At 73.4% G+C, this 21,826-nt stretch carries 23 protein-coding genes; 12 read left to right on the top strand and 11 right to left on the bottom strand.

Annotated features, from left to right (window positions below; genetic code table 11):
• Positions 1-38: 38 nt before the first annotated feature.
• Entirely contained in the window at positions 39-1,127 is a 1,089-nt protein-coding gene (locus ACFQLX_RS05575; RefSeq protein WP_386412601.1) for a WD40/YVTN/BNR-like repeat-containing protein, read from the bottom strand.
• 190 nt (positions 1,128-1,317) lie between these two features.
• Positions 1,318-1,959 (bottom strand): DUF305 domain-containing protein, encoded by a 642-nt coding sequence (locus ACFQLX_RS05580; protein ID WP_386412603.1) that lies wholly within the window; start codon positions 1,957-1,959, stop codon positions 1,318-1,320.
• A gap of 186 nt (positions 1,960-2,145) precedes the next feature.
• Between ACFQLX_RS05580 and ACFQLX_RS05585 the strand changes: the two genes are divergently transcribed.
• Positions 2,146-3,609 (top strand): LVIVD repeat-containing protein, encoded by a 1,464-nt coding sequence (locus ACFQLX_RS05585; RefSeq protein WP_386412605.1) that lies wholly within the window; start codon positions 2,146-2,148, stop codon positions 3,607-3,609.
• 82 nt (positions 3,610-3,691) lie between these two features.
• Here the strand turns inward: ACFQLX_RS05585 and ACFQLX_RS05590 are convergent, their stop codons facing one another.
• The gene (locus ACFQLX_RS05590) at positions 3,692-4,489 is read right to left on the bottom strand and encodes an SAM-dependent methyltransferase (RefSeq protein ID WP_386412608.1); all 798 of its coding nucleotides are present in this window, start codon (positions 4,487-4,489) and stop codon (positions 3,692-3,694) included.
• A 358-nt stretch (positions 4,490-4,847) separates the two neighbouring features.
• On the opposite strand from ACFQLX_RS05590, the gene ACFQLX_RS05595 reads away from it, so the two are divergent.
• Entirely contained in the window at positions 4,848-5,597 is a 750-nt protein-coding gene (locus tag ACFQLX_RS05595) for a nucleotidyltransferase domain-containing protein (protein WP_386412610.1), read from the top strand.
• A gap of 7 nt (positions 5,598-5,604) precedes the next feature.
• Here ACFQLX_RS05595 and ACFQLX_RS05600 read toward each other — a convergent pair whose 3' ends face one another.
• The 4 genes from ACFQLX_RS05600 to ACFQLX_RS05615 form a co-directional block, all read right to left on the bottom strand.
• Positions 5,605-6,306 carry an HAD-IA family hydrolase gene (locus ACFQLX_RS05600; RefSeq protein ID WP_386412611.1) on the bottom strand — a complete coding sequence of 234 codons (702 nt, stop codon included), beginning with the start codon at positions 6,304-6,306 and terminating at the stop codon, positions 5,605-5,607.
• Positions 6,303-7,016, bottom strand: a complete 714-nt coding sequence (locus ACFQLX_RS05605; protein ID WP_386412613.1) for a phosphatase PAP2 family protein — start codon at positions 7,014-7,016, stop codon at positions 6,303-6,305. Before ACFQLX_RS05605 ends, ACFQLX_RS05600 begins: the two co-directional genes overlap by 4 nt.
• A gap of 31 nt (positions 7,017-7,047) precedes the next feature.
• Complete coding sequence (locus ACFQLX_RS05610) at positions 7,048-7,986, bottom strand: M56 family metallopeptidase (protein WP_386412615.1); 939 nt, start codon at positions 7,984-7,986, stop codon at positions 7,048-7,050.
• Between the two features lie 110 nt (positions 7,987-8,096).
• Positions 8,097-8,630 carry a DUF5134 domain-containing protein gene (locus tag ACFQLX_RS05615; protein ID WP_386412617.1) on the bottom strand — a complete coding sequence of 178 codons (534 nt, stop codon included), beginning with the start codon at positions 8,628-8,630 and terminating at the stop codon, positions 8,097-8,099.
• A gap of 182 nt (positions 8,631-8,812) precedes the next feature.
• Here ACFQLX_RS05615 and ACFQLX_RS05620 point away from each other — a divergent pair, with 182 nt between their 5' ends.
• A complete protein-coding gene (locus tag ACFQLX_RS05620) occupies positions 8,813-9,361 on the top strand; it encodes a GNAT family N-acetyltransferase (protein ID WP_386412618.1) in 549 nt (182 codons plus the stop codon).
• Between the two features lie 27 nt (positions 9,362-9,388).
• Here ACFQLX_RS05620 and ACFQLX_RS05625 read toward each other — a convergent pair whose 3' ends face one another.
• Both ACFQLX_RS05625 and ACFQLX_RS05630 read right to left on the bottom strand, forming a co-directional pair.
• Positions 9,389-10,072, bottom strand: a complete 684-nt coding sequence (locus tag ACFQLX_RS05625; protein WP_386412620.1) for a glycerophosphodiester phosphodiesterase — start codon at positions 10,070-10,072, stop codon at positions 9,389-9,391.
• Positions 10,073-10,148: 76 nt separating this feature from the next.
• A complete protein-coding gene (locus ACFQLX_RS05630) occupies positions 10,149-10,349 on the bottom strand; it encodes a hypothetical protein (protein ID WP_386412623.1) in 201 nt (66 codons plus the stop codon).
• A 29-nt stretch (positions 10,350-10,378) separates the two neighbouring features.
• On the opposite strand from ACFQLX_RS05630, the gene ACFQLX_RS05635 reads away from it, so the two are divergent.
• The 3 genes from ACFQLX_RS05635 (at position 10,379) to ACFQLX_RS05645 (ending at position 13,709) form a co-directional block, all read left to right on the top strand.
• Positions 10,379-11,773, top strand: coding sequence for a DUF6421 family protein (locus ACFQLX_RS05635; RefSeq protein ID WP_386412625.1), 1,395 nt, complete (start codon positions 10,379-10,381; stop codon positions 11,771-11,773).
• 71 nt (positions 11,774-11,844) lie between these two features.
• A complete protein-coding gene (locus ACFQLX_RS05640; RefSeq protein WP_386412628.1) occupies positions 11,845-12,609 on the top strand; it encodes an SDR family NAD(P)-dependent oxidoreductase in 765 nt (254 codons plus the stop codon).
• Positions 12,610-12,620: 11 nt separating this feature from the next.
• A complete protein-coding gene (locus ACFQLX_RS05645) occupies positions 12,621-13,709 on the top strand; it encodes a threonine aldolase family protein (RefSeq protein ID WP_386412630.1) in 1,089 nt (362 codons plus the stop codon).
• An 84-nt stretch (positions 13,710-13,793) separates the two neighbouring features.
• Here ACFQLX_RS05645 and ACFQLX_RS05650 read toward each other — a convergent pair whose 3' ends face one another.
• The gene (locus ACFQLX_RS05650) at positions 13,794-14,504 is read right to left on the bottom strand and encodes a lysophospholipid acyltransferase family protein (protein ID WP_386412633.1); all 711 of its coding nucleotides are present in this window, start codon (positions 14,502-14,504) and stop codon (positions 13,794-13,796) included.
• Between the two features lie 173 nt (positions 14,505-14,677).
• On the opposite strand from ACFQLX_RS05650, the gene ACFQLX_RS05655 reads away from it, so the two are divergent.
• The 4 genes from ACFQLX_RS05655 to ACFQLX_RS05670 all read left to right on the top strand — a co-directional run bounded on the left by ACFQLX_RS05655 (position 14,678) and on the right by ACFQLX_RS05670 (position 18,417).
• A complete protein-coding gene (locus tag ACFQLX_RS05655) occupies positions 14,678-15,040 on the top strand; it encodes a TlpA family protein disulfide reductase (RefSeq protein ID WP_386412636.1) in 363 nt (120 codons plus the stop codon).
• Between the two features lie 177 nt (positions 15,041-15,217).
• Complete coding sequence (locus ACFQLX_RS05660; protein WP_386412638.1) at positions 15,218-16,003, top strand: electron transfer flavoprotein subunit beta/FixA family protein; 786 nt, start codon at positions 15,218-15,220, stop codon at positions 16,001-16,003.
• Between the two features lie 54 nt (positions 16,004-16,057).
• Positions 16,058-17,020, top strand: a complete 963-nt coding sequence (locus ACFQLX_RS05665; RefSeq protein ID WP_386412641.1) for an electron transfer flavoprotein subunit alpha/FixB family protein — start codon at positions 16,058-16,060, stop codon at positions 17,018-17,020.
• Positions 17,021-17,157: 137 nt separating this feature from the next.
• Positions 17,158-18,417: a DUF6986 family protein gene (locus ACFQLX_RS05670; protein WP_386412643.1), complete on the top strand. Its 1,260-nt coding sequence runs from the start codon at positions 17,158-17,160 to the stop codon at positions 18,415-18,417.
• A 36-nt stretch (positions 18,418-18,453) separates the two neighbouring features.
• Here ACFQLX_RS05670 and ACFQLX_RS05675 read toward each other — a convergent pair whose 3' ends face one another.
• Positions 18,454-19,539, bottom strand: coding sequence for a hypothetical protein (locus tag ACFQLX_RS05675; protein WP_386412646.1), 1,086 nt, complete (start codon positions 19,537-19,539; stop codon positions 18,454-18,456).
• A gap of 189 nt (positions 19,540-19,728) precedes the next feature.
• Between ACFQLX_RS05675 and ACFQLX_RS05680 the strand changes: the two genes are divergently transcribed.
• Together ACFQLX_RS05680 and ACFQLX_RS05685 are read left to right on the top strand one after the other, a co-directional pair.
• On the top strand, positions 19,729-20,682 hold the full coding sequence (locus ACFQLX_RS05680) for an ROK family protein (protein ID WP_386412648.1): 954 nt from the start codon (positions 19,729-19,731) through the stop codon (positions 20,680-20,682).
• A 92-nt stretch (positions 20,683-20,774) separates the two neighbouring features.
• On the top strand, positions 20,775-21,755 hold the full coding sequence (locus tag ACFQLX_RS05685) for an NUDIX domain-containing protein (RefSeq protein WP_386412856.1): 981 nt from the start codon (positions 20,775-20,777) through the stop codon (positions 21,753-21,755).
• Positions 21,756-21,826 lie beyond the last annotated feature (71 nt).

Raw genomic sequence — 21,826 nt, forward strand, 5'->3', positions numbered from 1 at the left:
AACGGCTTGCTCCGACAGTCCGGTGCGGGCGGCGGGACTCAGACGGCCGCGGCCCGTACGCACAGCACGTCCGGCAGGTGGGAGGCGAGCTGCTGCCAGCTCTCGCCGTCGTCGGCGCTCGCGAACAACTCCCCGTTGCGGTTGCCGAAGTAGACCCCCGCCGGATCGCAGTCGTCCACGCACAAAGCGTCGCGCAGCACCGTGCCGTAGTGCTCCTCGTCCGGGAGGCCGGCGCCCAGCTCCTCCCAGGTCGCCCCCGCGTCCTGCGTGCGGTACACCCGGCAGCGGTGCCCCGCCGGGACGCGGTCGGAGTCGGCCTCGATGGGGAACACGTAGGCGGTGTCGGCCCGGTGGGGGTGCGCGGCCATCGCGAAGCCGAAGGTGGAGGGCAGGCCCGCGCCGATGTCGGTCCACTTCTCGCCGCCGTCGTCGCTGCGGTAGACGCCCCAGTGGTTCTGCAGGTACAGCCGGTCCGGATCGGCCGCGTCCTGCGCCACCTTGTGCACACACTGGCCGAACTCGGGGAACTGGCTGCCCTCGGGGAAGAACACCGCCTTGACGCCCGCGTTGGACGGGGTCCAGCTCGCACCGCCGTCCTGCGTGCGGTACACCCCGCCCGACGACACCGCCACCGTGACCCGGCCGGCGTCCCGGGGGTCCGGCACCACGGTGTGCACGGCGAGGCCGCCGCCGCCCGGCTCCCACCGCTCACGCGTCGGGTGCTCCCACAGCGGGCGCACCAGCTCGAAGCTCTCGCCGCGGTCCTCGGAGCGGAACAGCCCGCCCGGCTCCGTCCCCGCGTACACCACGCCCGGCGCGGCGGGGCCGCCCGGCTGCAGCTGCCAGACGCGCTCCAGCGACGTGCCGGTGTCCTTCGGGTACGCGACGGCGGGCCGGGCCGGCTCCTGCCAGCTCGCGCCGAGGTCGTCGGAGTGGAACACCGAGGGCCCCCAGTGCGCACTGTCCGCCCCGACCAGCAGGCGCGGGGCGGCGCCGCTCGTGTCGATGCCGACGGAGTACACCGCCTGCGCGTTGAAATGCGGGCCGTCCAGCTCCCAGCGCCCCTCCCGGCGCCGGGCCAGGAACAACCCCTTGCGAGTACCCACGGCGAGCAGCACATCCGACATGGCGATCCACCTCCAGGACCGGGAGGACAGCGTCGACACCGCTGTCCACGTGCCCACCATCGTGCACCCACCCACTGACAACGGGTCAGATGCGGGAGAAACGCCCAGGTCAGGGCGGACTCGCGGGGGAGTGAGCCCGGTTGACGGCGGGTCGGCGGAGAGCCGGCGGCCCCAGGCGGAGAGCCGGCGGCTACAGCAGCCCGCGCATCCGCGCGATCTCGGAGGTCTGCTGCGCCGCCACGTCGCCGGCCATCTGCTCGACGGCGACGTTGTTGCCCTTGCCCAGCACGTCGGTGGCCATCGCGACCGCCCCCTCGTGATGGGCGATCATCAGGGTGAGGAAGAGCTTGTCGAACGCCGCTCCGCGCGCCTTTCGCAGTTCGTCCAGCTGCGCCGGTGTCGCCATTCCGGGCATCGAGGAGTGGGCGTGGCCGTCGTGCCGCTGGAGGCCGTCGTTCTGCTCCAGCCAGCCCTTCATCGCGCGGATCTCCGGCCCCTGCGCGGCGGCGATCCGGGAGGCGAGCTTGCCGACCTTCGCCGCGGAGGCGTGCTCGGCGGCCAGTTCGGTCATGACCAGCGCCTGCTCGTGGTGCGTGATCATCATCTGGACGTAGGCGTAGTCGGCGCTGTTGGGGGTGTCGTCGTGGCCCTCCTTCGCCGCCTCGCCGGGGGAGAGCGTCCGGCTCTTCTCGCCGGGCTTCCCCGGCTGGACGACGGACCGTCCGCCCTGTCCCTGCGTGTCCCCGGATCCCGCGTCGTCCGTACACCCGGTCACGGCGAAGGCGAGGGCGGCCAGGGCGGCGAGAGCGGTCAGCGGGCGCGAGCGAAGCACAGGGGCCTCCAGGGGGCGTACTGCGTGGACAGCACGTTCCTAGCACGATGCTCCCACCGGTGGTTCCTGATCTTTGATTACAGATTCGTTGCCAACTGCGGAAGAGCGGTTGAGTTGTACACGCAATAAGCAAATACTGCAGGGGCTACCCCCCACCAACTCCTAGTGGAGACAAGGGAGGACGACGTGACGTCGTTGCACACACCCCGCGTGCGGCGCAGGCGACTCGGCGTGGCGGCAGCCGCGATCGGGCTGTTCGCCTCGCTGCTCGCCGCCGGCCCCGCGGTCGCTGTTCCGGACCCCGGTACGCCCAAGGCCGGCGGCGCGCTGAGCGCGACCGAGAAGGCCCAGGCCAAGGCGGCCATCGCGGCGGGCGAGATCCCCGGCGTGGACGAGGTCGTCCACAGCCCGAACGTCAAGCATGTCGCGAACATCCCGCAGCACGCGCTGACGAGCCTCAACACGGACATCGCCTTCCAGGGGAAGTACGCGTTCGCCGGCAACTACAACGGTTTCACCATCTACGACATCACCAGGCCGTCGAGCCCGAAGATCGTCACCGAGGTCCTCTGCCCCGGCTCGCAGAACGACATCTCGGTCTCCGGCGATCTGCTCTTCCTGTCCACCGACTCCTCGCGCAGCGACAACTCGTGCAACAGCACGAGCCTGCCCGCGACGGAGAAGGCGGCCTGGGAGGGGCTGAAGATCTTCGACATCAGCGACAAGCGCGACCCGAAGTACGTCTCCTCCGTCGAGACGGCCTGCGGTTCGCACACCCACACGCTGGTGCCGGACGGCCGCGACATCTACGTCTACGTCTCCTCGTACTTCCCGAACGCGACGTTCCCGGACTGCCAGCCGCCGCACGACGGCATCTCCGTCGTCAAGGTCCCCCGGGGCGCGCCCCAGGACGCCGCGGTGGTCGACTTCCCGGTGCTCTTCCCCGACGGCGGCAACCCGGGCCCCGGCCCGGTCACCGAGACCAGCGGCTGCCACGACATCACCGTGTTCCCGTCGCAGAAGATCGCTGCGGGCGCCTGCATGGGTGACGGCATCCTGCTGGACGTCTCCGACCCGGCGGCGCCGCAGGTCATCGACCGCGTCCAGGACGACGAGAACTTCGCGTTCTGGCACTCGGCGACGTTCAACGAGAGCGGCACCAAGGTCGTCTTCACCGACGAGCTCGGCGGTGGCGGCGGCGCGACCTGCGACGAGAAGACCGGCCCGACGCACGGCGCGAACGGCATCTACGACCTCGTGGACCGCAAGCTGGTCTTCAAGAGCTACTACAAGATCGACCGGCACCAGGCCGCCAACGAGAACTGCGTCGCCCACAACGGCTCGCTGATCCCGGTCGGCGGCAACCGCGACATCATGGTGCAGGCCTGGTACCAGGGCGGCGTCTCGTTCTGGGACTTCACCGACTCGGCCAACCCCAAGGAGATCGGCTACTTCGAGCGCGGCCCGCTCTCGGCCACCGAGGCGATCGTCGGCGGCTCCTGGAGCGCCTACTACTACAACGGCTACGTCTACAGCAACGACATCCGCAAGGGCTTCGACGTGCTGCGGATCGACGACGCGCTGACCGACAGCGCCAAGTCCGTCCGCCTCGGCGAGCTCAACGTGCAGACCCAGCCCGACTACCGCTGAGCTGCTCGCGCACACCACCGCCGCCCACGGCTCCGGCCGTGGGCGGCGGTACGCGTCCGCGGGGCTGTGCGCTCCGGGCGTTCTAGAGCTTGCGCCCCACCGCGCCGTAGGCGTCGATGTGGACGGCGTCCCGCGCCTCCTGCTCCGAGGGGCGCCACCGGGTGATCGGCACCATGCCCGGCTCGGCCAGCTCCATCCCGGCGAAGCACTCGCCCAGCTGCTGCGGACTGCGCAGGATGTACGGCACCCCGCCGGACTCCACCAGCTTCTCGCCGCCCTCCACGACGGCCTCGCCGGTGTCCGTGCCGTCCCACAGCACCAGACGGCTCCCGGCGGGCATGGCCGCCATCACCGTGGCGACGATGGACCGCTGCACCGCGTGGTCCGGCTCGTAGCCCAGGACGCCCATGAACATCACGGCCACCGGCCGGCTGAGGTCGAGCGTTCTGGCGGCCTCGGCGACGATGAACTCCGGGTCGTGGTAGTCGGCGTGGACGTACGTCGTGACGCCCTCGGGGGTGACGGCGCGCAGCAGCGCCTCGGCGTGCGCCAGCACCAGCGGGTCGTTGTCGACGTACACGACCCTGGAGTCGGGGGCGATGCCCTGGGCCACCTCGTGGGTGTTCTGCATGGTGGGCAGGCCCGTCCCGATGTCCAGGAACTGGCGGATGCCCGCCTCGCCGGCCAGATGGCGCACGACGCGGACGAGGAACCGCCGGGACTGCACGGCCATGGTGACGATGTCCGGGTAGACCTCGGCGACCGCGTCGCCCGCCTCGCGGTCGGCCGGGTAGTTGTCCTGGCCGCCCATCCAGTAGTTCCAGATCCGCGCGGCGTGGGGCGTTGCCGGATCGATCGGGGACACTTGATGATCGCTCACAACTGCCTTTCTGATCAGGTGGGTTGAAGAGTGGATCAGCACAGCAGAATCGAACGTGGCGCGCAATCCCCGCCGCGGGGCCGGGCGGCGGGGCGGCTGTCCGGTACGGCGGGAATCCCCCCGCGGTCGATCAGCGGCCCGTATACTTTCCGGGGCTTTGGGGGACGGCGTACGACTGATGCCCTTTGTTCTCGGTGGGGTCCGGGCGGAGCGGGGGACCGCCCGGACCCCACCGGCCCCTCCCCGCACCCGGGAACCACCCGGCGGCGCCGCCCGTTCCCCGTACGAGGCCCCGCGTCCCCCCGTCGCGGGGCCTCACCAGTCTCCGCGGGGGCGCGGGAGAGGGGCGGACGGCCGAATGGATCGCACCGAGACGCTGCTGGCGCGCTTCCTCACCGAGCTGCGCGCCGCCGTCGCGCTCGACGCGCTGTGGCTGCACGGATCGCTCGCCCTGGGCGACTACCAGGAGGGCGCCAGTGACATCGACGCGGTGGCCGTGCTCGCCGCGCCCCTCTCCCGCCCGCAGCGCGGCGCCGTCGTCGCGCTGCACCGCGGGCTGGAGCGGGAGGGCCCGCTGGCCGGGAGGCTGCACTGCAACTACGTCGTCCGCGACGCCTGGGACGATCCCGCCCGCCCGCATCTGAACTGGTCCTACAACGGCCTGCGCCCCAAGCCGATCAGCCTTGTCTGGCGGCGCGAACTGCTCCTGGGGGAGCACGCGTTGTACGGCCCGGGCCCGCGCGGCATCGTCCCGGAGGTCGCCGACGCGGACCTCGCCGCGTACATCCGCGCCGACGTGCGCGACGTCCTCCTCCCGGCCGCCGGCAAGCGGCGGCTGTGGCTGCGCGACATGTGGGTGGACTACGGGCCGCTCATGCTCGCCCGCGCCTCCGTCACCCTCGCGGACGGCCGCCTGATCACGAAAAGGGCGGCCCTCGGCGTGCTCGCCGACCTGGCCGCCCCTCCCGAACTGGTCGAGGACATCCGCCGCCGCCGCTACGAGGCGCCCGCGCCCGCCGGTCCGCGCTGGCGGCTGCGCCGCGCGCGCCTGGCCCGCGCCTTCCTGCGCGAGGGGATTCCGCGCGTTCTGGCCCGGCCGTCCCCCTGACCGGCCCTCAGTCCAGCTGCGCGAGCACCGGGCGCAGGCCGTCCGGGCGGTCCTCGACGGGCAGGTGGTCCACCGGCAGGTAGCGGCAGCCGGCCGCCACCGCGCCGCCGTCCTTGCGCCGCTCGTCGCCGACCATCAGCACCTCCCGCGGCGCCAGGTCGAGCTTGGCGCAGGCCAGCTGGAAGATCCGCGGATCGGGCTTCACGAGGCCCACCTCGTAGGAGAAGACGTGGGCGTCGAGGTACGGGTCCAGGCCCAGCGCCGTGAAGACCGGACGCCAGTCGAAGCCGACGTTGCTCACCACCGCGGTGCGCAGCCCGCGTTCGCGCAGCGCGCCGAGCACCTCCAGCGCGTCCGGGTACAGCCGCCAAGCGTCCGCCGTCATGCTGCGGTCGTAGATCTCCCCGACGTCGAGGCCCGGCCAGGGCAGTTCGACCTCGCGGGCCAGCCCGGTGAACGCCGCGCGGTGCTGGGCGGGGCTCTCGTCGCGCGCCTCCCACACCTCCGCGAGAGGCGCCGGCACCACCTGGGGCGGGGTGCCGCCGGGGATGGCGCCGGCGGCGTCGAGCCGCTGGGCGCAGGCCCGTACCTCCTCGTCCGCCGCCGCTATGCCGTGGCGGTCGAGGAGCGCCCGCAGCGCGCTGAGCGCGGACTCGATGCGCAGCAGGGTCCCGGACGCGTCGAAGAGCACACCTTTGATGATCGTCATGGCGGCGACTCTAACGAGCGGCCCCGCCCTGCCGGAAGGGAGCGCCCGTACGTCCCGTACAGGCAGACGGAGGCGCCGGCGAGGAGGGCGCCGAGCAGCCAGCCGCCCAGGACGTCGCTCGGCCAGTGCACCCCCAGGTAGACCCGGGTGAAGCCGACCCCCACCACCGTGCCGGCCGCCGCCCCGCGGGCCAGGTGCCACGTGCGCCGCGTGGTCCCGTACCGCCGCAGCAGCCACAGCAGCAGCCCGCAGGCGACGGCGGCGGACATCGCGTGACCGGAGGGGAAGGCCGCGTAGCGGGCGCTGTCCACCGGGTCGGGCCAGTACGGGCGCTCGCGGCCGACGGCGGCCTTCAGCCCCTGCTGCAGGAGCGTGGCGAGGAGGCCGGTGGCGAACACCCAGGCCGCCGTGCGGCGTTCACCGCGGCGCAGCAGCCAGACCACCGCGACGAGCAGCGCCAGGCGCATCGTCCACGGATCCCACACCCAGTCGGTGAACACCCGTGCGGTGTGCGTCCAGGTCGGGGAGGACACGGCCGAGCGGTGGAGCGCGACGGCCACCCGGCGGTCGGCGGCCATGAGCGGCCCCCAGCCGGCGGCGACCAGCACCAGCAGCACGGTGAAGCAGGCCGCCGTCGCGGCGAGCAGCAGTCTGGCGGGCTTCGCGCAGGGGAGGGCGGGCGCCGGGGGGAGGAGGGTGGGCGGGGGCATCTCCCCGATGCTGCCACGCCGCCCAGGAGCGCTAGCCCAGCGCGCTCAGGCCCGGTGCGAACGTCACCAGTACGGGCACCGCCGCCACCAGCGCGGCCGTCGCCGTCACCCCCAGCCGGGTCTGCCACGGCAGCCGGGGCACCTGGGCGAGCAGCCGGTCCACGCGCTGCGGCACCTGGGCCGGTCGCGGCGGGCAGGGGCCGAAGACGCCCCGCTCCTCGTTCAGTTCGACCAGCGCGGTGGCGATCGTCAGCCGCCCGAAGCGGCGCGAGGCCACGTCGTCCGCGGCGAGTTCGCACAACCGGTGCACCTCGTCGCGGAAGCCCGCGAAGACCGGAACCCCGGGAAAGCCCGTCGCCAGTGCCCCCGCGCAGTAGACCAGCCAGTGGTGGCGGGCCCGGGAGTGCCCCTGCTCGTGCGCCAGTACGGCGTCGAGCTGACGTCTCCTCAGCCGCCGCAGCGCGCCGGTGGTGACCACCAGTTGCGCGGCCGGCCCGCCGGGCAGCCACCACACGCCCGCCCGCTCGCCCTCCAGCACCAGCAGCCGCACGTCGCCGGGCTCCTCGCCGGGCAGCCGGGGCGCCCGCGCCCGCAACCGCGCCCGCTGCCTGCGGCGCCCGGCGCGCGCCTCCCGCAGCTCGCGGGCGAACATCAGCCCCGTCCACGCCCCGCCGCCGGCGAGGGCCACCGCCAGCGCCCCGGCCCACGGTCCGCCGCCGGGCAGGCCGTAGGCGGCGACGACACCGCCGGGCGCGGGGGCGAACACCGAGCGGCGTACCCCGTACCAGGCCGCGGCCGCGCTCAGCAGCATCGCGAGCAGGCAGCACAGCAGCACCGCCGCGACCAGGCACTGCCAGACCAGCAGGGCGAGCACCGGCTCGCGATCGGGCCAGGCGGCCCGCCGCAGCAGCCGGGGGGCGAGGGCAGCGGTGAGACCGCCCAGGACCAGCAACGCCAGCGCGATCACCATGCGGCCAGCCTAGGGAGGGCGGCCGTGCGCGGATACAGCGGGCAGGGCGAAGTGACGCAGCCCTCACCGCGTTTGCGGGAGCCGGCGCCCCTCGCATCCCGAGGCCGCTCTCACATCCCGAGTAGCATCGCCAGCATCCCCACCCCCATCGCCACCCGGCACCCCGCCGCCAGCTCCGGCCGCTCCCGCCATCCGCCCGCCGCGACCGCATGGCCGCCGACCGCCACCAGCCGTACGCCGGAGGCCAGCACGTAGGCGAGGAAGTACGCGAGCAGGGCGGCCGTGAGCAGGGGCGGTCCCAGTGGGCCGTGGCCGCCGGAGGTGCCTGCGCAGAGCGCCATGTAGACCATGGCCAGCGCCCCCACCGCGTGGTGCAGGTGCGCCGCCGTCCGGTGCGGGCCGAGGAGGGCGTGCAGCGCCGCCCCGGCGAAGACGACGGCGAGGGCGACGGCCGCCCACGGCCGCGGCGCCGACACGGGCGCCGGGAGCGCCATCACCGCCATGCCCAGCCCCATCAGCGCGTCCCCGCCGGCCGCCCGCCGCTCCGCCGCGCCAGCGGCGGACGCCGCCCGCGCCAGGCAGTAGGTGCCCACGCTCGCGCTCAGGGCGACCAGCAGCCAGCCCGTGAGCGGCGGTCCGTGCATGACGACCCCCTGGAGGATGCCGGCCCTGGAGCGCGCCGGAGAGCGAAACGGTCCGGCGGGAGGATGCCCGGACAACTCGCCGCCTACGGGGGCGCACGGGGGTAGAAGGGGGAGCGCGCACGGCAGTCGACCGGGCGGGAACCGGGAGGGAGGCGCCGGCGGACGCTTGTTAGGCTCGGGGCGTGGATCCCGCCGAAACCTCCCTGCGCCTCGCCACGCCCGACGACGTGCCCGCGCTGGTGCGCCTGATCGAGTCCGCCTACCGCGGCGAGAGCAGCCGCGCCGGCTGGACGACGGAGGCCGACATCCTCGACGGGCGGCGCACCGACGAGGCGGCCGTGCTGGCCGTCGTCAAAGCCCCCGGCAGCCGGATGCTGGTCGCCGAGCGCACGGGGGGCGCGGCGGGCGGGATCATCGCCTGCTGCCAGCTCGAGCACCGCGGGGAGCACGCCTACTTCGGCATGTTCGCGGTCAGCCCCCTCCTCCAGGGCGGCGGACTGGGGCGGCTGGTCCTGGCGGAGGCCGAGCGCCACGTGGTGGCCGCGTGGGGCGTACGGGACATGCACATGACGGTGATCTCGGTGCGCGAGGACCTCATCGCCTGGTACGAGCGGCGCGGCTACCGCCGTACGGGAGAGATGAGCCCCTTCCCGTACGGCGAGGAGCGCTTCGGCCTTCCGCGCCGCGCCGACCTGCGCTTCGAGCTGCTGGTCAAGCCCCTCGCGCCCTGAGCCCCCGCCGGGCGGGCCGCCCCCGCGTCACGCCGTGTAGCGCGCCGCCCGCCTGATCTCCGGCAGGTCCGTCACGATGCCGTCCAGCGCCAGCCCCTGGGCGATCTTCAGTTCCTCCGGGGTGTTGACGGTCCAGGCGATGACCTTCAGACCGCTCGCGTGCGCCTTCGCCACCACCTCCAGCGTCAGGCGGCGGATGTCCAGCGAGAGCAGGTACGCCCCCACGGCGTGCGCCCGCTCGACCACGTCCAGGCCGTAGAACTCCGCGACCAGCGCGGTGCGCGCGGTGGGGAGCAGCCGGCGGATCTCCGCCAGCGCCTCGTCGTGGAAGGAGATGACCTCCACCCGGTCCAGCAGCCCGCGCTCGGCGATCACCGCGGCGAGTACACGCGCGGCGGCCGCGTCCTTGATCTCGGCCTGCAGCGGGGCCCCGACCGCCGCCACGACCTCCTCGAAGACGGGGACGCGCTCGCCCCCGCCGGCGTCCAGCTGGCGCAGCTCGGCCAGGGTGAGGTCGCTGACCAGCCCGCTGCCGTCGGTGGTGCGGTCCACCGCCGCGTCGTGCATGACCACCAGGTGGCCGTCCTTGCTCAGGTGGAGGTCCAGCTCGATGGCGTCCATGGGCTCGCGGTCGGCACGGATGAAGGAGCGCAGGGTGTTCTCGGGCTCGATGCCCATCAGCCCGCGGTGCCCGATGCTCAGAATTGACACGGTCGTCTCGCTTCCGTCTGCGGTGGCGGCTCCGCTCGCAAAACGGCGGCGCAGGGGCCGTTTCACGGGCACCCCCCTACCGTTCCCCGTCCTCGGGCGGCCACTCCTTACCGTACGGATCAGGCCCGCCGGATCCCAGAGCGGGGACGAACGGGATGCGGGCGCGGCGGTCGCGGGCGGCCCCGACGGGAAGATCGGCGCCCGTGTGACCTGATCGCAGCGGAATCTCCACCGGCTCCACTTGAGGGAGATCGTCGAACACCGTTACGGTGGTCATACGAGAAGTTCTCCTTGGAGGGGTCGGTAATGACGGAAATCCTTGTCCCTGAGCGTACTGGCGGCGATGTTTCGCCCGTCGGGCGTGTGGTAGACCACCCGGCCTGGCCCCGGCTGAAGTCGACCGTCGAGGAGATCCGCGCCTGGCAGTCGGCCGACGGCTCGATCGACCTCACCGCCGAGGGCGCCCCGCAGCGCCCCGCGGTCGAGGACGCCGTGGGCCGCGTCGTCGCCGCCGTCGGGGAGCTGGCGCCGCTGCTGCCCCACGACGCCGCCTACTTCGAGGCCCTCGTGGCGGACCTGGACGCCTGGGCGAAAGGCGGCTTCGCCGTCCCGGACTTCCTGGACTCCCTGATGGCCTTCCAGCCCGCCGGGCAGCGCGTCGACGGCCGCCAGCACCTGGTGGTCTTCCCGATGTACACGCAGAACGGCAACCCGGACCGCAACCTGGAGGCCGTCGTCTTCCGCCTGGTGTGGCCCGACTGGCTGGCCGAGCTGGAGGCCGACCGCTACGACAACCCGCTCTTCCTCGGCATCACCTTCGAGGACTTCACCCCCGGGTACGACACCAACTCCGCCGTCCTCTTCCCCGAGACCGTCGCCGTGCGCGAGGTCCCGGAGCGCTTCAGCTGGGGCGCCATCTTCTGCGACCGCGAGGCGGCCCGCTTCCGCAAGGTCATCAAGGAGACCGTCGAGGTCACGGGCCTTCAGCTGCCCGCCGACGCCGACGGCCTGCTGGACGACCAGGAGCGCGCGGAGAAGACCTTCGTCCTGTGGGACCTGGTCCACGACCGCACCCACAGCCGCGGCGACCTGCCCTTCGACCCCTTCATGATCAAGCAGCGCCAGCCGTTCTGGATGTACGGGCTGGAGGAGCTGCGCTGCGACCTGACCGCCTTCCACGAGGCCGGCAAGCTCGCCGACGAGGGCCTGGCGCGCGGCCGCGACGTGCAGTACACGGTGCTGCTCGACCGGATGTTCCGCTTCCCCGTCACCGGCGACCGCAACCGCAACTACGACGGTGTCGGCGGCCAGCTCCTCTTCGCCTACCTCCACAAGCACGACGCCCTGCGCTGGACGGACAACCGCCTGAGCATCGACTGGGACCGCGCCCGCGAGGTCACCGACATGCTCCGCCGCGAGATCGAGACCCTCTACCGCGAGGGCATCGACCGCCCCAAGCTGGTGCACTGGTTCAAGGCGCACGAGCTGGTCGCCGCCTACCTCGCCCCGCACCCGGGCTCCGTGTGGGCCAAGGGCCCCGACGCCCTCGACCTGTCGCAGCCGCCCCGTAAGCTCGTCGACGAGGTGCTCGCGGACGAGTTCCCGCTCAGCATGTTCTACGAGGCCCTGTCGAAGAAGCTGCGCGGAGTGATCGCCGCGACCAAGGGCATCACCGCGACCTCGGAGCAGGCCGCCGCATGAGCGGGGCGTACGGGCACAGTGGACAGACAGCGGACGGCACCGCGGCCGGCCGCGGCGGAGAGGCAGAGAGTATGACGGACGTGGAGAGCACTGGCGGTCCCCTGCACGGCGCCGTGGTCGCGGTCGCCGGGGCCGGCGGCCCCGCCGGCAGCGCGGCGCTGCGCGCCCTGGCGGCGGCCGGGGCGAGCGTCGTGGGCTGCGACGCCGACGCCGAGCGGCTGGGCGCCGCGGTGGCGGCGGCCCGCGCCGCCCACCCGCAGGCGTCCGTCAGCGGCGAGGTCGTCGACCTCCTCGACCTGGACGCCACCCGCGACTGGGCCGCGCGCATCGAGGACGAGCACGGCCGCGTCGACGGCCTGGTGCACCTGGTCGGCGGCTGGCGCGGCTCCAAGAACTTCGCCCAGACGGACCTGGCCGACTGGGAGCTGCTGCACAAGCTGCTGATCCGCACCGTGCAGCACACCTCGCTGGCCTTCGAGGGCGCCCTGGAGCGCAGCGGCGGCAACGGCCGCTTCGTGCTGGTCAGCGCGGCCGGCTCGGCCAAGCCCACCGGCGGCAACGCCGCCTACGGCGCCGCCAAGGCCGCCGCCGAGGCGTGGACACTGGCCCTGGGCAGCGCCTTCAAGAAGGCCGGCGGCGAGGCGGGCCCGCAGGCCGCCGCCGTCATCCTGGTCGTCAAGGCGCTGGTGAACGACGCGATGCGCGCCGCCAACCCGGAGGGGAAGTTCCCCGGCTTCACCGACGTGGAGGACCTCGCGGTGTCGATCACCGGGCTGTGGTCCAGGCCCGTGGCCGAGCTGAACGGGACCCGCCAGTGGCTCACGCCCGAGCAGTGAGGGACACCCTGATGAAGACCACCGGGAGCACCCCCCGCCAGACGGACGCCAAGCAGCGCCACAGCACCGAGGTCCGCGGTTTCGCCAGCGACAACTACGCCGGCATCCACCCGGAGATCCTCGCGGCGATAGCCCTCGCCAACGGCGGCCACCAGGTCTCCTACGGCGACGACGAGTACACCGACCACCTCCAGCAGGTCTTCCGCAGCCACTTCGGCGGCCTGGCGCAGGCCTTCCCGGTCTTCAACGGCACGGGCGCCAACGTCGTCGCCCTGCAGGCGCTGACCGACCGCTGGGGCGCGGTGATCTGCGCCCGGAGCGCACACATCAACGTCGACGAGGGCGGCGCCCCCGAGCGCGTCGGCGGCCTGAAGCTCCTCACCGTCCCCACCCCGGACGGCAAGCTCACCCCCGAGCTGATCGAGCGCGAGGCCTGGGGCTGGGAGGACGAGCACCGGGCGATGCCCCAGGTCGTCTCGATCACCCAGGCCACCGAGCTGGGCACGGTCTACACGCCCGACGAGGTCAGGGAGATCTGCGACTTCGCCCACGAGCGCGGCATGAAGGTGCACCTCGACGGGGCGCGGATCGCCAACGCCGCCGCCCATCTGGACGTCCCCATGCGGGCGTTCACCAACGTCGCCGGCGTCGACGTGCTCTCCTACGGCGGCACGAAGAACGGCATGATGCTCGGCGAGGCGGTCGTCGTCCTCAACCCCGACGCGGTACGCGCGATGAAGCACCTGCGCAAGCTGTCGATGCAGCTCGCCTCCAAGATGCGCTTCGTCTCGGTGCAGTTCGAGGCCCTGCTCGCCAAGGACCTCTGGCTGCGCAACGCCCGCCAGTCCAACGCCATGGCCAGGCGCCTGGCCGCCGGGGTCCGCGCGGTGGACGGCGTGGAGATCCTCTACCCGGTCCAGGCCAACGGCGTCTTCGCCCGGCTGCCGCACGACGTCTCCGTGCGACTGCAGAAGCAGTTCCGTTTTTACTTCTGGGACGAGTCCGACGGCGTCGTGCGCTGGATGTGCTCCTACGACACCACCCCCGACGACGTCGACGCCTTCGTCGAGGCGGTGGCCGAGGAGATGGGCCGCGCCTGAGGGCGTACGAAACGAACAGGCGGGCCCCCGACCGGATCATCCGGTCGGGGGCCCGCCCGCGTGCCGGCTCAGGACGCGGCCGGCTCAGGCCCCGGCGGGCTCGGGCGCCGTGCCGCCGAGGTGGCGCGGCAGCCACCAGCTGTCCTGCGGCCCCTTCGGGCGGTCGGGGTAGGCGTGCTGCGCGGCCTCCAGCAGCTCCTGCATCCGCTCCTTCAGCCGCACGGTGAGCGCGTCCGGGGTCTCCTGCGCGGACGTCTCCAGCGCCTCGCCCACCCGCAGCGTGACGGGCAGGTGGTCGCGTCCGAAGTTGCGGGGCTGCCCCTTGGTCCAGATCCGCTGCGTTCCCCACAGCGACATCGGGATCAGCGGTACGCCCGCCTCCTGCGCCAGCCGGGCCGCACCGTTCTTGAAGCCCTTCAGCGTGAAGGACTGCGAGATCGTCGCCTCCGGGAAGACACCGATGATCTCCCCGGAGCGCAGCGCGTCGAGCGCGTGGGAGTACGCCTGGGCGCCCTGCGAGCGGTCGACGGGGATGTGCTTCATCGCCCGCATCAGCGGACCGGAGACCTTGTGCCGGAAGACCGACTCCTTGGCCATGAACCGCACCAGCCGCTTGGCCGGGAGCGCCGCGTAGCCGCAGAGGATGAAGTCCAGGTAGCTGATGTGGTTGCTGGCGAGCACCGCGCCGCCCCGCGTCGGGATGTGCTCCGACCCCCGCAGGTCGATCTTCAGGTCCAGGGCCTTGAAGAGGCCGAGGGCGGCCCCGATGACCGGTCGGTACACAAGCTCTGCCATGGTGTGGTGAATCCCTTCTCCGTCCCGGAGGGGGACGCTCCTGGTGGAGGTTACGCGCGCGTAGGTTCTGTCGTCCGATCCTTTCCCATCCGGTGCCCGGCGCCAAGTGGGGCGTACGGGGGCGGGGGGAGACCTTTGTCACGCACCCGTCCGGCGTACTGCATCCTGGGGAGATGGAGAAACGGCTGACCGCACGGGAACTTGGTATCCGGGAGCTGGGGGAGCGCGCCACCCTGGTGCAGTTCTCCACCGCCTTCTGCCAGCCCTGCCGGGCCACCCGCCGGGTGTTGGCCGAGGTCGCCGCGCTGGTGGCGGGGGTGGCGCACGTGGAGGTGGACGCGGAGGCCCACCTGGAACTGGTACGTCGGATGGCGGTGCGCTCCACGCCCACCGTGCTGCTCCTCGACGCCGCCGGCCGGGTGGTGCGGCAGGCGGTCGGCCAGCCGCGCAAGGCGGACGTGATCGCGGCCCTCGGCGCGGCTCTCGACCCGGGCGCGGAGGCCCCAACACGGGCTGGCGCAGGCCGAGTCGAGTGACGGGGGCCTGCGTAGGGAAGGTCACAGTCCACCGGCCTTGAAACCCCGGCCGCAGGTGGATGTACTGGCGAGTAATAATCTGGTCGGACCCTTGCACGGCCCGCCCGGAGGCAGCCCGCGAGGGCACTTATGCTGCCAGCAGGGCAGTTTTGAGGACGAGGCGTAGGAGAGACCAGCGTGACGTTGAGGATCGTTGTCTGTGTGAAGTACGTGCCGGATGCCACGGGCGACCGTGGTTTCGCGGAGGACCTGACCACGGACCGTGAGTCCGTCGACGGTCTGCTCTCGGAGCTGGACGAGTACGCGGTGGAGCAGGCGCTCCAGCTCGCGGAGGCGGCCGACGACGCCGAGGTCACCGTGGTGACGGTGGGCCCCGAGGACGCGCGCGACGCCGTGCGCAAGGCGCTGTCGATGGGCGCGGACAAGGCGGTGCACGTCGAGGACGACGAGCTGCACGGCACCGACGTGATGGGCACCTCGCTGGTGCTCGCCAAGGCCGTCGAGCAGGCCGGCTACGACGTGGTCGTCTGCGGCATGGCCTCCACCGACGGCACCATGGGCGTCCTGCCCGCGCTGCTGGCCGAGCGCCTGGGCGTGCCGCAGGTGACGCTGCTGTCCGAGGTCTCGATCTCCGACGGCACGGTCACCGGCCGCCGCGACGGCGACGCGGCGACCGAGGAGCTGTCCGCCTCGCTGCCCGCCGTGGTCTCCGTGACGGACCAGTCGGGCGAGGCCCGCTACCCGTCGTTCAAGGGGATCATGGCGGCGAAGAAGAAGCCGGTGGAGTCCCTGGACCTCTCCGACCTGGACCTGGACAGCGAGACGGTGGGCCTGGCCGGCGCCTGGACCGCGGTGGACTCCGCGGCGGCGCGTCCGGCGCGCACCGCGGGCACGGTCGTGAAGGACGAGGGAGAGGGCGGGCGTCAGCTTGCCGAGTTCCTCGCGGGCCAGAAGTTCATCTGAGCCCCGTCCCGCTCGCAGGTCCCCCCTTCTTCCTCGTTCTTGGAGTGAATCGTCATGGCTGAAGTTCTGGTGTACGTGGATCACGTCGGCGGCGCGGTGCGCAAGCCGACCCTGGAGTTGCTGACGCTGGCACGCCGCCTCGGTGAGCCGGTGGCCGTCGCGCTCGGCGAGGGCGCCGAGGCGACCGCCGGTGTGCTGGGCGAGCACGGCGCCGTCAAGGTGCTGACCGCCGACGCCCCCGAGTTCGCCGACTACCTCGTGGTGCCGAAGGTCGACGCCCTGCAGGCCGCAGTCGCCGCGGTCTCCCCGGCCGCCGTCCTGATCCCCTCCTCGGGGGAGAACAAGGAGATCGCGGCCCGCCTCGCGCTGCGCCTGGGCTCCGGTGTGATCACGGACGCGGTGGACGTCGAGGCCGGCGACGAGGGCCCGGTGGCCACGCAGTCGGCGTTCGCGGCGTCCTTCACCACGCGCTCGCGGGTCTCGCACGGCACCCCGGTCATCACCGTCAAGCCGAACTCCGCCCCGGTGGAGGCCGCTGCCGCCGCCGGCGCGGTGGAGGCCCTCGCGGTGGAGTTCTCCGACGCGGCGCGCGGCACGAAGGTCGTCGCCCGCACCCCCCGCGTCTCCTCCGGGCGTCCCGAGCTGACGGAGGCCGCGATCGTCGTCTCCGGTGGCCGCGGGGTGAACGGCTCGGAGAACTTCGCGATCATCGAGGCCCTCGCCGACTCCCTCGGCGCGGCCGTGGGCGCCTCGCGGGCCGCGGTGGACGCCGGCTGGTACCCGCACACCAACCAGGTGGGCCAGACCGGCAAGTCCGTCTCCCCGCAGCTGTACATCGCGGCGGGCATCTCCGGCGCGATCCAGCACCGGGCCGGCATGCAGACCTCGAAGACGATCGTCGCGATCAACAAGGACGCCGAGGCGCCGATCTTCGACCTGGTCGACTACGGCGTGGTGGGCGACCTGTTCGCCGTCGTGCCGCAGCTGACCGAGGAAGTCACCACCCGCAAGGGCTGACACGGCACCTCTGCGGTACGGCCCCCCGCGCACCCTCGCCGGTGCGCGGGGGGCCGTCCGTTTCACGGGCCGTTGACAGCCGCCGGGCCACCGGTAACGTTCCGCCGCAGGACCCGTCGACGAGAGGGAGTGCGGCCGTGCACGACAGTTTCGCCGCGACGACGTTCGACGCGTCCGTACGGGCCGGGATCGAAGAACGGCTGGCACCAATCGACGCCGAGCTGGCCCGCCGCTACCCCGGCGATCCGGGGACCCGCCAGCCCGTGCACACGGTGTACGTCCCCGCCGACACCTGCGCCGCCGGCACGCCCCGCTCCTGGGGCGACCAGGCCCTCTCGCTGCTCGACGAGCACGCCCCGGACGCCGCCGCGCTGGCCGCCGTCCTCGGTCTGGACGCCCCGCTCGCCGACCAGGTGTACGAGCGGCTGCGCGCCAAGCTCCGGCGCGAGCCGGTGGAGGACCTGCGGATCGACTTCGAGGACGGCTACGGACGCCGGCCCGACGCCGAGGAGGACGGGGCGGCCGTCCGCGCGGCCGCCCTGGTCGCCGGCGGCGTGGCCCCGTACGCCGGAATCCGGATGAAGTGCCTGGAGGCCGCCGTGCGCGAGCGCGGCATCCGTACCCTCGACCTCTTCCTCACCGCCCTGGTGAACGCGGGCCCGCTGCCCGGCGGTCTGCGCCTCACGCTGCCCAAGGTCAGCCACCCCGAGCAGGTCGCCGCGCTGGCGCGGCTGCTGGAGCGGTTCGAGGGGGCACACGGGCTGGACGCGGGCGCCGTCGGCTTCGAGATCCAGATCGAGACCACCCAGGCCGTCCTGGGCGCCGACGGTACGGCCACACTCGCCCGCATGATCGACGCCGCCGGGGGCCGCGCGACGGGGCTGCACTACGGCACCTTCGACTACTCCGCCGCCTGCGGCGTCAGCGCCGCCCACCAGTCGCCGGACCATCCCGCCGCCGACCACGCCAAAGCGGTCATGCAGGTCGCCGCGGCGGGTACGGGCGTGCGGCTCTGCGACGGCTCGACCAACGTGCTGCCCGTCGGTCGCACCCCGCAGGTGCACGAGGCATGGCGGCTGCACTACGGGCTGGTGCGGCGCTCGCTGGCCCGCGCGTACTACCAGGGCTGGGACATGCATCCCGGCCACCTGCCCACGCGGTACGCCGCCGTCTACGCCTTCTACCGCGAGGGACTGGAGCGGGCGACCGGGCGGCTCGCCGCGTACGTCGCGGGGAGGGGCGGCACGCACCTGGACGAACCGGCCACCGCCCGGGCCCTGGCCGGCTACCTGCTGCGCGGCGTCGACTGCGGGGCGGTGGACGCCGACGAGGTGACCGGGCCGACGGGTCTGGAGCGGGCCGCACTGGAGGAACTGGCCGGCCGGCGCGCTGCCTGAGAGGCAACAGCCTCTCAGGGCGCCGGCCGGCTGCGGTCAGCTCTGCCGCAGCGGCGGCATCGGCAGCGGGACGCCGTAGTGCGCGGCCCCCGCCCCTACCCCTCCTTCGCAGGTGTGGGGCGGCTGGGTGCCCAGACCGCGGGTGGAGGGCTTCTCGGCGGCCCAGAACATGTAGCCGAGCATGCCGCTGCTCGTCCCCGCCCCGTTGGGGGCGGTGTTCTGCACGAAGTCGCCCGTCAGGTTCTGCAGGGACGCGGCGAAGTCGGTGCACTCGGGCAGCGTCCGGCTGCCGTAGCCGATGTACAGGCCGCCGGTGAACTTCGCGGGCGCCAGCGGCGGTACGGGCGGCGCGTACTGCGCCTTGCCGTCCACGTGCTCCTGCCAGTTGGCGATCGCGCTGCTCACGGAGGGCTGGCGGGCCGGGACCATCGCGTTGGCGTAGTCCAGCACCGGGGTGTCGGTACGCAGCCAGTCGCGGGTGGCCTTGCGGTTGATGTCGATCAGCCAGCGGTCGCCGGGGGCGGTGTCGATCGTGAGGCGCGCCGGGTGGCGGGCGCCCGAGGCGTCGTAGGGGTGCACCGAGCGGTAGGCGTCGATGAACGACTGCAGGCCGGTCAGGTTCGGGTTGGTGTTCTGCTCGTAGTCGATCTCGATGCCCACCCCGAGCCGGCTCGCCGTCTCGGCGGCGTTCAGGCCGAGTTGGTGCGCGTTCTCCGCGAGGGCCGCGTCCCATTCGTCGGTGTAGGTGATGCCGCCGATGGAGAGCTGGACGCGGATGCCGCGGGAGGTGAAGTAGTCCACGATCTCCGGGGTCATGCCGCGCGGGACGCCGTCGACCGTGCCCGCGTCGTTGGTTTTGTGCAGCAGCTTCAGGGGTTCCACGAAGCTGAGGACGACCAGGTTGACCGAGGGGCGTCCGTCGCCGCGGTCGACGAGCCAGTGGTTCTTCGAGTCGAACTCGGCCACCGGGCGCTCGGTGGTCCAGGTGCAGTAGTCGTCGCCGCAGTGCCAGGCGCCGTAGATCTGCGGTGGGGTGGGTACGGCCGTGGCGGTCGTGGCCGTACCGAGGGGCAGGACGAGGCCGAGGAGCAGGCCGAGGACGGGTAGGAGTCGGAGCCGCACGCTACCTCCAGTGGGGGAGTCGCACCGTGGGGGGCGTGGGAATGGTATGGACCAATCGTGGTGAGGGCAAGAGGGCCCGGGGCTCTCCGCCGGCCCGCGATGCGATCATGGGACCCCGCCGCGGTGGTCCGGGAGGCCGGTCCGCCGCCTGCGCCGTGACCCGCCCCGATCGTTTCTGGAGTACCCCGCATGAGTCAGGACCTCGCCGCCGCGCTCGACATCGGCGGCACCAAGATCGCCGGCGCGCTGGTGGACGCGCGGGGGCGGCTGCTCGTACGGGCGCAGCGCCCGACGCCCGCCGGCGACGGCCCGGCGGTCATGGCGGCGGTGGCCGAGGTGCTGCGGGAGCTGGGCGCGGCGGGGGAGTGGGAGCGCGCCGCCGTGCTCGGCATCGGCAGCGCGGGACCGGTGGACGCCTCGGCGGGCACGGTCAGCCCGGTGAACATCCCCGGCTGGCGGGACTTCCCCCTCCTCGCCGAAGTGCGCCGAGTGGCGGGGGAGTTGCCGACGACGCTGGTCGGCGACGCGGTGGCGATGGCCGCCGCCGAGCACTGGCGGGGCGCCGCCCGCGGACACGACAACGCCCTGTGCATGGTCGTCTCGACGGGCGTGGGCGGCGGCCTGATCCTGGACGGCAGGCTCCGCCCCGGCCCCACGGGCAACGCCGGCCACATCGGCCACATCAGCGTCGACCTCGACGGCGACCCCTGCCCCTGCGGATCGCGCGGCTGCGTGGAGCGCCTCGCCTCCGGTCCGAGCATCGCCCGCCACGCCCTGGCGCAGGGCTGGCGCCCGGCCCCCGGCGGCGACACCTCCGCCGCCGCGGTGGCCGCGGCGGCGGCCACCGGCGACCCGGTGGCGCTGGCCTCCTTCGACCGGGCGGCGCGGGCACTGGCCGCCGGGATCGCGGCGGCGGCCACGCTGGTGGAGCTGGACCTCGCGGTGGTCGGCGGCGGCGTCGCGGGCGCGGGCGAGGTCCTCTTCGCCCCCCTGCGCGCCCACCTCGCCTCGTACGCCGCGCTCTCCTTCGCCGCTCCGGTACGGGCGGTGCCCGCGCGGCTGGGCGCGGACGCCGGCCTGATCGGCGCGGCGTCGGCGGCCGCGGAGGCGCACGGACTGTGGGCGGCGCCGGGAAGGGCGTAACGGCCGGGGCGGAGGGAGCGGCTCCGCGTTTCCCGGGGGGCTTGTTCCGGGCACCCTCTGGGGGCGACGGCGGAGGGGGACACGTGGAACGCGTGATCGTATGGCTGAACGGCGCGGACGCTGCCGGCGCGACCGCGGTGGCGCGTGCGCTGGTCGACCTGCTGCCCGGCAGTCTGCTGTACGAGCCGGAGGTCGTCGCCGACGGCCTGCGCGCGCTGCTCACCGGCAAGTCCACCGAGGACGCCGCCGACTGCCGGGAACTGCCCGCCTGGCGGCGGCTGTTCGTCGATACCGCCGCCGCGCTGCTGGGCGAGGTCGACGGGCCGCTCGTCGTCCCCTTCGCCCTCCTTGAGCAGCGCCACCGCGACGAGGTCTTCGGCGCTCTCGCCGCTCGGCGGATAGCCGTCCGGCATCTGCTTCTGACCTCAGGCGAAACGATCCTGCAAGAGGCCGGCCCGACGCAGGGCCCCCCGCAGACCCCCGCCTGGCTCGCGGCCGAGGCGTATCCCGTGGAGACCGCCGGCCGCTCGCCGCGCGAGGCCGCCGGGCATGTGGCCGACGTGCTCCGTATCGGCGGGGGAGCCTGCGCGATCGTGCAGACGCCCGAGCCCACCGGCGAGACGCTCGCCGCCGGGGTGCTGCTCTTCGACGACCGCGACCGCGTGCTGCTCGTGGACCCCACCTACAAACCCGGCTGGGAGTTCCCCGGCGGTGTCGTGGAGCGCGGCGAGCCGCCGGCCCGGGCGGGGATGCGGGAGGTCGCCGAGGAGCTGGGCCTGCGGCTCGACGTCCAGCCCCGGCTGCTGGTGGTCGACTGGGAGCCGCCCGAGCCGCCCGCGTACGGCGGCCTGCGACTGCTCTTCGACGGCGGCCGGCTCGACGCCGGGCAGCGCGCGGCCGTACGCCTGCCCGGGGCGGAGCTGCGGGCCTGGCGGTTCGTCACCGGCGACGAGGCGGCCGGACTGCTGCCGCCCGTCCGCGCCACGCGCCTGCTATGGGCGCTACGCGCCCGCGAACTCTCCACCGTCATCAACCTGGAAGCCGGGGCACCCGTCGGTCAGGGGCTGATCTGAGTTCCCTCGTCGCGCCGCGGCGAGCAACTCGAAGCAGGGCCCGGTGACCGCCCGTCAGCCGTTCACCGCAG

It is taken from the genome of Streptomyces polyrhachis (assembly GCF_042663125.1).
In the GTDB taxonomy this organism is placed as follows: domain Bacteria; phylum Actinomycetota; class Actinomycetes; order Streptomycetales; family Streptomycetaceae; genus Streptomyces; species Streptomyces polyrhachii.

What these genes read in the sequence shown, in the direction of transcription:
- ACFQLX_RS05575 (WP_386412601.1), bottom strand. Translation starts at nt 1,127, where the DNA reads ATGTCGGATGTGCTGCTCGCCGTGGGTACTCGCAAGGGGTTGTTCCTG.
- ACFQLX_RS05595 (WP_386412610.1), top strand. Translation starts at nt 4,848, where the DNA reads ATGGATCGCACCGAGACGCTGCTGGCGCGCTTCCTCACCGAGCTGCGC.
- ACFQLX_RS05600 (WP_386412611.1), bottom strand. Translation starts at nt 6,306, where the DNA reads ATGACGATCATCAAAGGTGTGCTCTTCGACGCGTCCGGGACCCTGCTG.
- ACFQLX_RS05605 (WP_386412613.1), bottom strand. Translation starts at nt 7,016, where the DNA reads ATGCCCCCGCCCACCCTCCTCCCCCCGGCGCCCGCCCTCCCCTGCGCG.
- ACFQLX_RS05610 (WP_386412615.1), bottom strand. Translation starts at nt 7,986, where the DNA reads ATGGTGATCGCGCTGGCGTTGCTGGTCCTGGGCGGTCTCACCGCTGCC.
- ACFQLX_RS05615 (WP_386412617.1), bottom strand. Translation starts at nt 8,630, where the DNA reads ATGCACGGACCGCCGCTCACGGGCTGGCTGCTGGTCGCCCTGAGCGCG.
- ACFQLX_RS05630 (WP_386412623.1), bottom strand. Translation starts at nt 10,349, where the DNA reads ATGACCACCGTAACGGTGTTCGACGATCTCCCTCAAGTGGAGCCGGTG.
- ACFQLX_RS05635 (WP_386412625.1), top strand. Translation starts at nt 10,379, where the DNA reads ATGACGGAAATCCTTGTCCCTGAGCGTACTGGCGGCGATGTTTCGCCC.
- ACFQLX_RS05640 (WP_386412628.1), top strand. Translation starts at nt 11,845, where the DNA reads ATGACGGACGTGGAGAGCACTGGCGGTCCCCTGCACGGCGCCGTGGTC.
- ACFQLX_RS05645 (WP_386412630.1), top strand. Translation starts at nt 12,621, where the DNA reads ATGAAGACCACCGGGAGCACCCCCCGCCAGACGGACGCCAAGCAGCGC.
- ACFQLX_RS05650 (WP_386412633.1), bottom strand. Translation starts at nt 14,504, where the DNA reads ATGGCAGAGCTTGTGTACCGACCGGTCATCGGGGCCGCCCTCGGCCTC.
- ACFQLX_RS05655 (WP_386412636.1), top strand. Translation starts at nt 14,678, where the DNA reads ATGGAGAAACGGCTGACCGCACGGGAACTTGGTATCCGGGAGCTGGGG.
- ACFQLX_RS05665 (WP_386412641.1), top strand. Translation starts at nt 16,058, where the DNA reads ATGGCTGAAGTTCTGGTGTACGTGGATCACGTCGGCGGCGCGGTGCGC.
- ACFQLX_RS05680 (WP_386412648.1), top strand. Translation starts at nt 19,729, where the DNA reads ATGAGTCAGGACCTCGCCGCCGCGCTCGACATCGGCGGCACCAAGATC.